Here is an 11983-nt window from a genome sequence, read left to right as displayed (position 1 = left end):
CGTCGTTTTTTACAGATACTGTTTCGTGACGTAGAAGCCGACGAGACTGACCAGTACGAGCCCAATTGCGACCAGTACCAACAGTTCGGGCCCAAGCGCCGACGATGTCGCTTCTGCCGACTCTGAGTGGTTGTGGTCGCTGTGTAGCAGTACCCACATCAGTGGTTCTTGCAGACGTGGCTACAAGCTAATTTCGAAGGCCGCTGTCCTCAGTCACTCTCTGAGGCGTCGGCCAGTTCAACACCGGTAAACTCGAAGCGAGCGCCGCCGTCGGCCCCCTCACCGACACTTACCTCCCAGCCGTGGGCCTCCGCGATACGCTTTACAATTGTGAGTCCGAATCCGGTCCCGCGGTGAGTTGTACTTTCCCCGGGGCTAAACACCTCCTCTCGCCTGTCCTCTGGAATCCCCGGACCGGTGTCCTCGACATACAGCCCTTCGTCCCCAAGTCGGCCAACGCGGATAGTAACCGCTTCTCCGCCGTGCTCTATTGCGTTCCGAAACAGATTCTCGAAGACGTGTCGCAGTCGACTCCGGTCGCCCTGCAGCGTCATCCCATCGGTCACTGTAACTGACGCCGAAGCTGTCGAGATTGTCTGCCAGCAGTTCTCAACCAAGTCGGCCAACGCGATTGGTTCTGTTTCGGCGACAGTCTCTCCCTGTCTGGCCAGCGTGAGCGTGTCGGAAATGAGTTCGTCCATCCGCTCGAGTGAGCGCTCGATTGCTGGCAGGTGTTCGCTCGTACACTCCTCAGCCAGCAGACCAGCCCGGAGCTGTGCAACGTTCAGCGGGTTTCGGAGGTCGTGGCTCACAATCCTCGCAAATTCTTCCAATCGCTCGTTCTGTTTCTGTAGCTCGGCCTCTCGCCTCCGTATCTTCTGTTCGTTGTGAATCCGGTCGAGTGCCGCCTGAGTGTTTGCCGCAAGGATTCGGGCGAGTTCGATGTCTGTCTCCTCGAATGCATCTGCTTCTGTTGCCGAAATAATAAAAACGCCGTACCGACCAAGTGGCAGACAAATCTCACCCTGCACCAGACTGTCTGTGTTGTACACTTCCTCAGCCTCGGAGAGATCGTTGAAAATCCGCTCATTTCCGGTCTGATACGCTTGCCAAGCGATGCCCTCGTCGATGACCGGCACCCCCTCGAACAGAGCCTCGCTCCTCTCGGAGACGGCTGCCGGTTCGAGTCCGCCGGCAGCCTCGTCGTAAAAATGGATGCCGTTCAGCGGCAAATCGAGTATTTCCACCGCTGTCTGGCTCGCGGCTTCGGCGACCGCCGCTGGCGTCTCTGAACCGAGCAGTTCACGCGTCGCTCCGTGGAGGCGACTCACCTGCTGCTCGCGCTCTTCGCTCCGTCGCGTTTGTTCAACCCGCTCGGTTACATCACGGCTGCTCACGACAATTCCATTGATGATCTCGTCGTCCACTCGGTTTTTGAGCGTTGACTCGATCCACGCCCACGACCCGTCCGCTCGACGGAATTTCGTCTGAATTGTCTGCGTCTCGCTGGGGTTTGCAAGTATGTCCTCGATTGCGTCGGCGACAGCCTCTCGCCCTGCCTGGGACTGGTAATTAAAACCAACCTCACCGACCAGTTCCTCGGGTTCGTAGCCAAGGACACGCTCGACAGCAGGGCTTACGTAGGTAATCTCCCCCGCTGGTGTGATGATTGTCGCAACATCATTGACATACTCGACAATTCGCTTGTACTGGCGTAGCTCCTGTTGGCGTGGTTGCCCACCGCCTTGCTCTGGGTGCTCTACCTGTTCGATAGTTCGCGCTAACTCTGTGTGGTCCTCACGCTGCTGGAGATGTGTCACGCCTGCTTTGCCCGCGGCCGCAGCGGCCGCTGCGCTGGAGCCGGACGTGTACAGGACCACTGGAACGTTGCCGGTTACAGTATCGAGGACCGCCTCATCGTCTGCGTCCGGAATTGGATACTCCGACACGATACAGTCATAGTTCCCAGCCTGGAGGCGTTCTCTGGCCGCTTGCACACTGGTGGTGTCGACAGTGAACTCCCCGGTCGATTCGAGCCCAGATGACACTGTTTCTGTGAACTCCGGTTGACTGCTCACGAGGAGGATACTCATCGGTCTCGTCATATTTTTATTAACCGGCAGTACCCAGTTACCGCTTGCACAGCGGCACTTTTAGTACAAATCACGCGATTCTCTGATCTTGGACGTACATATAATCTGCATCCACATCAATATATTCCAAATACGAAGAAATGGACAGTACCGGCGGTTTCGTACTGAGCCATCGACTTTCTTGATAGCGAATACTATCGGTATTAGTATGATTCCTCTGGATTTAGATTATGCGTATCATGTCGCGGCGCTTTTTACTGAGCAAATCGGACGCCGATGAGACGTGAGCACGCTCGATTCGTTGTTCGGTGACGACAGCGCCGTCCTCAGTGACACGAGCTTTCAGTTGCTCCTGCTGGCGAATCTGCTGCCGCCGCTGGGCACTGCCTTGCTCTCGCCGGTGCTCGACTCACTGGTCGGCCCCTTCGGTACGACAGCGACAGATATCGGGCTGATGATGTCGTTTTTCACCGCGCCGCCAATCGTCGTCATTCCGCTGGCGGGCCTGCTCGCCGACCGCTACGGCCGCAAGCCGGTCATCGTCACCTCGCTGGTGCTGTTCGGAACTGCCGGCTCTGCAATTGCGCTGACGACGAATTTTCGGGTTGCGCTCAGCCTTCGACTGCTGCAAGGCGTTGCCTTCGGCGGGTTGACGCCGGTGCTTATCACCAGCATCGGCGACCTGTATACTGGCACCCGGGAGGCGACGGCGCAGGGGCTGCGGTTCACCGGCTCTGGACTCGCTCAAACCGTGTTTCCGCTGATTGCCGGCGCGACCGTGGTGATTGCCTGGCAACTCCCTTTTCTGATCTACGCGATGGCACTCCCGATTGCGCTGCTCGTGGCGCTCACATTCGAGGAACCAACCAGCCCAGACTCGACGCCGGAGACGACTGACGGCGGCGCTGACGAAGATGGCTCGTATATCCGAGACCTGCTTGCACTCGTCGCCAGGCCGCGGGTGCTCTCACTCGTCCTCGCCCGTGGCACGCCAATCGTCGTCTGGATTGCCTTCCTCACATACAACTCGATTGTTGTCGTCCGGATTCAGGGCGGAACCCCCGGTGAGGCGGGGCTGCTGGTCGCGCTCGGCAGTCTCGCGTACGCGACCGCAGCCAGTCAGGCCGGCCGAATCACGTCGATGGTCGACAGCCGGTTTGTCCCGCTGGTGGCCGCCCACACCGTCCTTTCGGTGGGATTCGTTCTGGTGCTGTACGCGCCCGGATTGGGGGTCGCCGCGGTTGGCATCCTCCTCAGTGGGGCGGGCTTCGGAACGGCACTGTCGCTGTACCGAAGTATCGTCACCGGACTGGCCCCTCGACGTCTGCGGGCCGGTGTGGTTGGCCTCTCGGAGTCGAACGGACGGCTGGTCGCGACGCTGACGCCGGTGCTCATGGGTCGGCTCATCACTGCAATCGCTCCCCAGGTCGGGTTCACAACCGCCCTCCAGCTATCGGGTGTCACCGCGGCAGCCATCGGTGGCGGTGGCGCCGTGCTCTGTCTGTTCGTCGCGAAACTCTCGCCGAAAACCGCAACAGAACGCGCGACTGCGCAGTGAGCCAGCGCGTCGTTCGAGGGGGTCGACACGCTGTCGGGTGCAAAAGCGGGAACATTTACTTAGGAGACTTCTACTAGGTTAGAATGCCAACAGTCTCGGTCGAGGGGGGGTCGCTGTTCTACGAGCGACGGGGAAACGGGCCACCGATTGTGTTCATCCACGGCGGCTGGCAAGACTCGACAGTCTGGGCCAGCCAGGTCGAGCACTTTGCCGAGCAGTATGACGTCATCACCTACGACATCCGGGGGCACGGACAGAGTGGCCCGACGGAGACGACCCAGTACTCGGTGGAGTTGTTCGTTGACGACCTCGAAACGCTGTTGCTCGAACTCGATATCGACCAGCCGATTCTCGTCGGAATCTCGGTTGGCGGGCTGGTCGCCAGAGCCTTTCTCGACCGCCACCCCGAACAGGCCCGCGGCGCTGTCATCGCCGGCCCATTTCAGTCGATGACGCCGCTTTCGTTTCCAACTGACCTGAACCCGTTTCTTTCGCCTGTTCAGGGCGTCTCGCAGATGGTTTCGACAATTGGCTCCGCGGCGACGTTTCGCTCGCTACTCGCCTCGATGCAGGCCACCAACGGCGGGACATGGCTCAGTCTCGACTCGGACGTTCGCGAAGAGGCCATTGCCACTGCGGGAAACGTCTCGAACGCAGAGTACACGAAGCTGTTTCGGGTTATCTACGAACACGACCCACCCGACATCTCTCACGTCGAGGCGCCGCTGCTGGTGCTTGCCGGCGACCACGAGGTCGGACAGATCAAGCGACAGGGCCAAACCCTCGCTGAGAGCGTTCCCAATGGCCAGTATAGAGAGCTTACCGACGCTGCGCACCTGGTGAACCAGGACAACCCGACAGCGTTCAACAGCGCCTGTACGGACTTTTTCGAGCTGTTGGAAGCTACCGACGGCGGTTCCAGCGCTGTCACGGAGTCTTGAACGGCGGGATTCTCTCGCTGTATCAAGAGAGGGTCGACTGTGGTCGTAGTCCCGGGAGTCGCTACTAGCGGGACACACAGTCACTCTCAGTCGCCTGCTTCTCTGTCGGGAGTGCTGGCACGCTCGGCCATCATCTCGGCTGCGCGGTCGGCCCAACTGCCGTACCGGAAGCCAGCCGCAACCACGAGCAACGACCAGGTGTAGTAGCCGAAGATTCCAGCGTAAAAGCCCGTGACGCCCCAGCCGAGGACGACGGCGGTGACGTAGGAGAGTCCCAGATAGAAGCCAAGCAGTCCCGTCGCTCGTGCAATCAGTGGCGTCATCGTATCGCTGCCGCCCTGCAGCGCGCCAGCGAGCAACACGAACAACACAGTAACGGGAGCAGTGAGTCCGTACACTGTCGCAAAGCCAATCGCTGGGGTGACTGTCTCTGGGTCGTCAGTGAATAGTCGGACAATCGGTTCGGCAAAGGCTGCGAGCAAAAGCCCAATTGTTCCGACGGTCAGGAGGCCGAGCAGCGCAGTCGCCCAGCCCTCGAACCGGGCACGTTCGGCGTTACCGTCACCCAGCGCCTGCCCGACGACGATACTCGCTCCAGTCCGAAACCCTCTCGCCAGGGGGCTGGTGACCTGCTGGTAAACCCGCCGCCCGATCTGGTAGGCGGCGTTGACCTCCGCGCCGAAGGCAAGCAGGAGAGCATTGAATGGAAACTCGACGAGCGTCGCGAACAGCCCCTCGGCGACTTTCGGCGCAGAGACGACGAGCAACTGCTTTGCGATGACGAATCGCTGTGGACGGACATAGCCAGCAGTCGTGTACTCCGTCGCCAGCAACACCACGAACACAGTTGCGGTGAAGACGTTCCCGATCGCAGTCGCGAGGCCAACACCGATAATCTCCAGACGGGGCGCACCGAACAGTCCCAATCCTAAAACGAGCGAGAGACCGATGTTCAGGCCGTTCGAAACGAGGTTGACGTACATCGGCGTCCGGGTATCGCCGGTCCCTTGGAGTGCCCGTGCGCCAATCAGGGCTACGTGCCGTGCTGGTGACGTCGCGAAGATGAGCGCCAAGTAGGTCCCCCCAAGCGACGCAATCTCGGCCATGTCTTCGTCCTCGGTGAACAGCCCGAGGATGCCAATTGCCTCCTCACCGAGGGTCAGTCCGAACGCGACCATCGGCAACCCGAGCAGAGCACCGAGGACGAGCGCCTGCGTAATCGCTTCGTCCCGGGTCTTCGTCGCGCCGCGTCCGGTATCTTGGCTCGACAGCGCGATTGCACCGGCACCGAGACCCAGACCGACCCGGAGCGGAACGCGAGCGTAGAGGTCTGCTAAGCCGACCGCCGCTACCGCCAGCGGTGAGAACAGCGCTGTCACAAACACGTCTGTCGTCCGCATGAGTGTCCGGGAGGTTTGTTCGACCATCACCGGCCACGACAGCGCGCCGACTCGCTTCCAGACCGACAGCAGCCGATCTCCGTCGAGTCCCACGCACACCGATCAACGCAGGAGCTACTTCACTCTCCGGATGCCGGCGGTTCTGGTGGAGACCTGACCGCTCCCTGGATACATCTTCCCCCGAAGGCAATACTCGAAGTTGTGCAAAATATAACCGCTACAGTACCGCCTCAGTCAGTCGTTAGTTCTCTCGTCGGAGATTTCTCTCCCACGAGGGCCTCGACACCAACCAACGGAGCACCAGTGAGTGCACGGATGTAGGCACCGCCAGCGATGGAGACGTGACTGAAGTCGTCCTCGTTCATGCCGTACAGTTCGATTGCTCTGGAGGTGTCCCCGCCACCGACGACAGAGAAACAGTCCGTCTCGGCGATGGCTTCTAAGATCGTGACGGTCCCGTGTGAAAAGCGCGCGTCCTCGAAGACACCCAGTGCTCCCTTGACGAAGACCGCTTCGGAGTCACGGACGACATTGGCGAATCTCGCGGCGGTGTCGGCCCCGACGTCGAAAAACGCGCGCTGTTTGTCTTCGATGTTCGCAACGTCGATTTCAGCGCGCTGCCCGTCGTCGCCTTCGTAGGCAACGTCGGAGGCGAGCAGTAGTCGGTCACCATGATTTTCGACGATGTCCTCGATGAGTCCGTGGGCCTCGTCCCACTGGCGACCAAACAGGTCCATGTTGTCGTTGGTGTCGTACCCGACAGGATGGCCGGCCGCTCGCAGGAATAACTGGCCCGTCACGCCGCCAACCCGCGGTGGCTCTGCTATCGGGACAGGTTCGACATCCCGAATCTTAATTGAAAACAGTAGGCGCACAATCCCTGTTGGCAACTAATCAGAGGAATAACAATAGCGTCAGGGGATTACCACTTGTCGACCCTCCCGCAATTTGGACATTTGGCTTTTATTTTATCTCCGCGGATTAGCCGATTCTCCTTTTTGACGTTCCCGATGTTTTTGAGGCATTCGCCGTGGAATGCAGCGCCACAGTCGCACCTCCCATTTGACGACTTGTCTGTTACTTCTGAGCCACAAACGGTGCACGGGTAGGAGTCACTACTGAACAGACCCATAGGTCAGAAAGAAATTCGAAAGCAGTTATATTAAAAGTTAATATAACTCAATGTTCACAACTGACGGTGACCAGTGCAAGGGTTAGAAAGAGAGAGTGTTCGACATACTACGATGTATCCAGTGTCTTAGGTGTGCCACGGCGTCTGGCGAACGTAGTACTCTACTACAGGTACTGACGCGCATCTCTACCGATTTCCTTACAGTGGTCCACAAACCCTCTCTATTCAGCACCCTGTCTGTGACAGCAACTGGATAGAACAGGTTGACAATAGTAGATACAGGGTGCATATATCATACTGTGGCATATCACAGAATAACTCAGTAATTGTGACACCGTTTCAGGGCTGGCAACTTTGCCCTTTGAACTACTACCGATACGGGTATCGATTGATTATGCCCGGAGGGAGTCGTTCGAATTCACCAGCAGTTAGCGTTATCGGGGCTATCGTCGCGCTCATCGCTCTCGTCGGTTACTTGGTCTTCGACTGGTCGTTCAATGGCTCTGCAAACACTATGCCGACAGCTATCGGCATCACCGTCGCAGTCTCCGCTATCGGGTGGACACTATACAATCGGATAAATTTGTCCAATGGAGCGTAATATGGCTGGCTTGAGTCGAGATGAGATTGCAAGTATCGCAGTTATTGGGGTCACTGTCGCCGTGTTCGCCTGGTATCGAACCGACTTGATCGGAATACAGCGTTGGACAAACGCTATTATTGCGTTACTGGTGAGTATCGTCGTGGCAACGACTACAACTTTTATTCTGAAAAAGTGGAATCCGAGATGGTATCGTTCATAACTAGAACAGACGCGTATTACTGGTGGTGACGCCGACTCGATACAACTGAGCGGACAGTGAGGTATCCGTATAAATCTCCGGCAGGAACGGGACCATCAAATGAACTGTCGTACTTATCCGAGACGACATTCACTGAGACGTTCACTGCCGTTTCGTCCATTTGCTGCCTGTCTCCGACGGCCCTCCTGCCCACGCTGTAGTTCTGACTGCTGTCTTAGTGTTGTGGCTGTCCGCCGAGCTGCTGGTCGGCCTCACCAAGCAGAGCAATACCGGTGCCTGCTGACGCCGCCGGGTCAGCTGATTGTCTCGCCAGTCATCAACTGAGCGTTGGTCGGCATACCAGTTTTGATGTATTCAGGCTTGCCTCCTTGCCTGGTGGCACTCATAAAAAGAACCTGCAGGCCTGAGCTAGGGGGCTCTCAAGTGTGAACCGGGCAACCTCTGGAGGGATGTCTCCAGTCTCACCACTGACGAAGCGAACTCAACGCTGATTGGTTACCTTTCGCTCACAATGAGTGCCGCCAAGGAGACGATATCGCCTCTTTCAGTATTAGATTCAAAATAGACGTGCAGCCAAGAATCCACCAAGTGCGCCGAGACAGGTGTTGATTGCCAAGGCAATCAGTTCGGCGACGAGGATGAATGCAGCGAGGAAGGCACTATCTGCAAGTCGACCGACTGCCGTACCCCCAGCAGTAAACCCGATAGCAATGAACACTACCAACGGGACCGTCAGCCCAGTGCTGGCCAGTCCCGATACAGCGCCGGTACGAGCATTTGAGTCGCCGTTGTGAAGATACGCTGCGGTGGCGCCGCCCGCGATAGCGGAGCCGGGGATAAACGAGACCAACGCTGTCACGACACCACCGTAGGCGACGGACGCCCAGAATGTTGCGGTTGTCCCACCCGCCTGTGCAACACGGCGACGGGTGTGCCGGCGCGCGACAACGAACGCCGCAGCCACGAGGAGACAGACAATCCCGGTCACGAATATTCCTGCGGCGAGCCAGTCAGTGAACGACCCTGCAGCTGTAACGAACTCTGACTCGGTAAAGCCGTTGAGTTGCACACTATCGTCGGCGACAGCCTCGGCAATTGTCGCTTGGTCAACTCGGGTGTATATATTGACGCCAACGACTACCAAGGCGAGTCCAACAATACCAGTCAAAATACCCAGCAGCCAATCAACTATCGCCGGCACCGGATCATGCCCTCCCGACGACTCATCAGCGGAGGGCCGCCTCGTGTCTTGGACGGTATCTATGTCGGTCATATTGGGTACTCAGAACGCAAATATATTATCTTCCAAAGCTGTGTCTCTCAGGCTGAGACCTGCAATCAATTAAATTCCTCAGGCCTGTCTGTTGCTTAGTTTGAAACTGTCGTCGTGTATTTAAATACATCACCGTTCAAACATGTCGGACGATGGAGAACCACGGCAATACGAAACCACTGCGCTCAATCTTTCCGGCAGTCAATATATAGTCGAACAGACAGGAACGGACAAGAATCTCCAACCTGAGTATGAAGCTAGGGATGTTACTGGCGACACGATTTTTCGCTGCACCCATCAGATGTACGAGGGAAACGATACCTTCCCCTTCGTTAACAGCGAGGGAACTGAACTATGTACTGTCGAAGCCAGCAGTAATTGGGATGTCGCCGGCGACTACCTGCTCACGGATAGCCAGGCTGGCAAAGAACTCGTCGTTCTGGACAACGACATTTCACTCTTGCAAGATACGTGGCGAATCCGTGATGCTGAAGACGAGTCGCTCATAGCCGAAATCAACTCACGTGGCGCACCGTTCACTGTCGCTCGAAAGCTCTTGCCAGTGGGCCAGTGGCTCGGACACAGATTCGAGATAACAGATGCCGACGGCACTGCTATTGGGACTATCGAGAGTGAGACCGCCGTACTTGACCAGTACGAAATCACGATTAGCGACAGTAGTTCAGTGCCAATCGATCCGATAGTGACAGCAACAGTCGTTATCGATGCAATTCAGGGTAATTGACCGCGCCCAACGTGCCCTCGGCGGGTTCACTTCTCGTACTTTCGTGGAGTATGCCACACGCAGGCCACAATGACATCCTCCGCGCCGTGAACGGCGGGAGTCTCTCGCTGAATCAAGATAGTCAGCATTGCGTCTGATGGACACAACCTCAATCAACAATTTACAGCGAACTGGTCAAAGAATACCGGTCGCTACAATCGGCTATATAGAACAGAGATGACCACAGTCAGAACTACGACTCCGCCAAGCAACCTGACGATTCCACCAAACGCGAGTAACTGTGCACCGATCAGTGAAACGAAAGCATTGGCCAGCGCAACCCACCGCTTTCCCTTCGTTGCAGCGTATGAAACTCCAGCAATGAGTAGCGCGATTCCTAATCCAGCGACAATCAGATTCACTCCAAACGGATCTTGAATAACAATCCCACCGACCAGAAGTACCAAGCCAAGCAGAACGACCCCCGAGATAGAACGGTTCTTCGTGATTACTTCTCTCGGGGCAGTTTCCATACAACCACAAGTGTACGAGTGCTGATAAACCCGCACGTACAGTCTCTGTTTGCGAAAATCGATTACCAGACTCATGCGATGGCTCCTGACCAGGCTGGGCGGGTAATTCATCGAGGGTTGCGAGACGGTCTTGGCCAGTCGAGAGGGCGACTGTGCGCCAGAGGACGACCTCGTCACTGTCAACTACCATGACGCTTGCTTCCACAGCGCGGTCGAGATAACTTCGGAGATTTCAATGTCTGGTGATGGACCCAGTTGTGGCACAGAACAGCCAACCGTCGTTGCGAGAAGTATTGAACCACCGAGTTGGAGGGCAGTACGGCGCTCCATATACCGCACTAATCAATATTTTTGAAACACGCGTTCTGTTAGATTGCCTGTGCTGACTGTATCCTCTGTATTCAGCGCTCTGTTTGTGATAGCAACCCGATTAGAGAATTTGCTGGCCCTGAATGCAGGGTGCGAATACCACAGTCTGATTAGGACACTCTTTTTTTGCTACGTTATTGTTCTGAGATGAACACTATTTTTTGTTTGCTGTTGGTACGACTGTACGATGGAACCGCTCGAAATCGGATTACGGATCTTGGGTGGCATCATTCTCATCGGGGTAAACGCCTATTTCGTTGCAATCGAATTCGCGCTGACCCGTGTTAGGCAGTACCCCGAATCGGAGTTCAATACCCCCGGTCTTGAACTCGCCTGGGAGATGACCAACGACTTGGAATTTTATTTGACAACGTGTCAAGTCTGGATTTCCGCAACGAGTATCGCCCTAGGGATTATTGCCGAACCTGGACTGGCAGCCCTGTTTGAGCCGCTGTTCGAGAACACTACGCTCGCATCAATTGGGGCCGGCTCGGTCCTCGGGTTTCTCATTATCAACCTGGTCCACCTCACGCATGGTGAACAGACACCGACGTACCTCGGGGTCGAACGCTCCAAACAGGTCGCTCGGTATGGCTCACGACCACTTTACTGGTTCGCGAAGATTCTTGCGCCGGCCATCTGGGTCGGTGACTCGGTGGCGAAGGCGACACTGGGCCTGTTCGGTATCAAAATGACCCAGGCGTGGACAGAGACCGAGAAAGAAGTCATCGAGACCCGCGCAGACCTCCGGAACCGGCTTGGCTCAGTTCTTGAAGAAGGCGACCTGCCCGAGGAACGCCGTGAAGAGATTATGAACGCCTTGACCATCGGCGAACAGTCCGTTCGAGAAGTGATGATTCCCCCCGAAGAAATCGTTGCACTGTCCACTGAGGAGACTCCCAAATCGAATTTCCAGACACTCGAAGAACACCCACACACACGGTACCCATTGGTTGGTGACACTCTGACTGAGTTCAAAGGTGTCGTCTATAGTCCAGCGCTGTTTAGTCACCGTGAGCAACTGACCAACGGCGATAGTCGGTACTTCCCAACCGACGTGAGCAGCGGAACTGAAGCGTCGCTCTGATTGAGGAAGACGTCCGGTTCAGAAGTGTGTTAAAGCTCCCTGAACCGGACGGTGTTCTTTCGGCAGCAGA

The 11983-nt window shown here is 56.8% G+C and carries 9 protein-coding genes and 1 pseudogene; 4 read left to right on the top strand and 6 right to left on the bottom strand.

Features of this window, described 5'->3' with window-relative positions:
* Nucleotides 1–9 precede the first annotated feature (9 nt).
* Both ACMGFM_RS12965 and ACMGFM_RS12960 read right to left on the bottom strand, forming a co-directional pair.
* The gene (locus ACMGFM_RS12965; RefSeq protein WP_436903070.1) at nt 10–159 is read right to left on the bottom strand and encodes a hypothetical protein; all 150 of its coding nucleotides are present in this window, start codon (nt 157–159) and stop codon (nt 10–12) included.
* 50 nt (nt 160–209) lie between these two features.
* Entirely contained in the window at nt 210–2093 is a 1884-nt protein-coding gene (locus ACMGFM_RS12960; RefSeq protein WP_436903069.1) for an ATP-binding protein, read from the bottom strand.
* Between the two features lie 283 nt (nt 2094–2376).
* Here ACMGFM_RS12960 and ACMGFM_RS12955 point away from each other — a divergent pair, with 283 nt between their 5' ends.
* Together ACMGFM_RS12955 and ACMGFM_RS12950 are read left to right on the top strand one after the other, a co-directional pair.
* Nucleotides 2377–3651, top strand: coding sequence for an MFS transporter (locus ACMGFM_RS12955; RefSeq protein WP_436903068.1), 1275 nt, complete (start codon nt 2377–2379; stop codon nt 3649–3651).
* 83 nt (nt 3652–3734) lie between these two features.
* Nucleotides 3735–4592 carry an alpha/beta fold hydrolase gene (locus tag ACMGFM_RS12950; RefSeq protein ID WP_436903067.1) on the top strand — a complete coding sequence of 286 codons (858 nt, stop codon included), beginning with the start codon at nt 3735–3737 and terminating at the stop codon, nt 4590–4592.
* 86 nt (nt 4593–4678) lie between these two features.
* Here the strand turns inward: ACMGFM_RS12950 and ACMGFM_RS12945 are convergent, their stop codons facing one another.
* The 3 genes and pseudogenes from ACMGFM_RS12945 to ACMGFM_RS12935 form a co-directional block, all read right to left on the bottom strand.
* Nucleotides 4679–6019: an MATE family efflux transporter gene (locus tag ACMGFM_RS12945; protein WP_436903332.1), complete on the bottom strand. Its 1341-nt coding sequence runs from the start codon at nt 6017–6019 to the stop codon at nt 4679–4681.
* A gap of 203 nt (nt 6020–6222) precedes the next feature.
* Nucleotides 6223–6801, bottom strand: a pseudogene (gene pgk, locus ACMGFM_RS12940) (phosphoglycerate kinase); the annotation flags it as partial.
* Between the two features lie 1682 nt (nt 6802–8483).
* On the bottom strand, nt 8484–9200 hold the full coding sequence (locus ACMGFM_RS12935) for a DUF5518 domain-containing protein (protein WP_436903066.1): 717 nt from the start codon (nt 9198–9200) through the stop codon (nt 8484–8486).
* 301 nt (nt 9201–9501) lie between these two features.
* Here ACMGFM_RS12935 and ACMGFM_RS12930 point away from each other — a divergent pair, with 301 nt between their 5' ends.
* Nucleotides 9502–9945: an LURP-one-related family protein gene (locus ACMGFM_RS12930; RefSeq protein WP_436903065.1), complete on the top strand. Its 444-nt coding sequence runs from the start codon at nt 9502–9504 to the stop codon at nt 9943–9945.
* A 191-nt stretch (nt 9946–10136) separates the two neighbouring features.
* On the opposite strand, the gene ACMGFM_RS12925 is transcribed toward ACMGFM_RS12930, so the two are convergent.
* Nucleotides 10137–10457: a hypothetical protein gene (locus ACMGFM_RS12925; RefSeq protein WP_436903064.1), complete on the bottom strand. Its 321-nt coding sequence runs from the start codon at nt 10455–10457 to the stop codon at nt 10137–10139.
* 556 nt (nt 10458–11013) lie between these two features.
* On the opposite strand from ACMGFM_RS12925, the gene ACMGFM_RS12920 reads away from it, so the two are divergent.
* Nucleotides 11014–11913, top strand: a complete 900-nt coding sequence (locus ACMGFM_RS12920) for a CNNM domain-containing protein (RefSeq protein ID WP_436903063.1) — start codon at nt 11014–11016, stop codon at nt 11911–11913.
* Nucleotides 11914–11983: the final 70 nt, after the last annotated feature.

Origin of the sequence: Halovenus halobia (genome assembly GCF_051414135.1) — an archaeon.
In the GTDB taxonomy this organism is placed as follows: Archaea; Halobacteriota; Halobacteria; order Halobacteriales; family Haloarculaceae; genus Halovenus; species Halovenus halobia.
The sequence above is the reverse complement of the archived record's forward strand: the minus strand, read 5'-3'. Positions and strand labels throughout refer to the sequence as shown.

What these genes read in the sequence shown, in the direction of transcription:
- ACMGFM_RS12950 (WP_436903067.1), top strand. Translation starts at nt 3,735, where the DNA reads ATGCCAACAGTCTCGGTCGAGGGGGGGTCGCTGTTCTACGAGCGACGG.
- ACMGFM_RS12965 (WP_436903070.1), bottom strand. Translation starts at nt 159, where the DNA reads ATGTGGGTACTGCTACACAGCGACCACAACCACTCAGAGTCGGCAGAA.
- ACMGFM_RS12930 (WP_436903065.1), top strand. Translation starts at nt 9,502, where the DNA reads ATGTACGAGGGAAACGATACCTTCCCCTTCGTTAACAGCGAGGGAACT.
- ACMGFM_RS12920 (WP_436903063.1), top strand. Translation starts at nt 11,014, where the DNA reads ATGGAACCGCTCGAAATCGGATTACGGATCTTGGGTGGCATCATTCTC.
- ACMGFM_RS12945 (WP_436903332.1), bottom strand. Translation starts at nt 6,019, where the DNA reads ATGGTCGAACAAACCTCCCGGACACTCATGCGGACGACAGACGTGTTT.
- ACMGFM_RS12960 (WP_436903069.1), bottom strand. Translation starts at nt 2,093, where the DNA reads ATGAGTATCCTCCTCGTGAGCAGTCAACCGGAGTTCACAGAAACAGTG.
- ACMGFM_RS12925 (WP_436903064.1), bottom strand. Translation starts at nt 10,457, where the DNA reads ATGGAAACTGCCCCGAGAGAAGTAATCACGAAGAACCGTTCTATCTCG.
- ACMGFM_RS12935 (WP_436903066.1), bottom strand. Translation starts at nt 9,200, where the DNA reads ATGACCGACATAGATACCGTCCAAGACACGAGGCGGCCCTCCGCTGAT.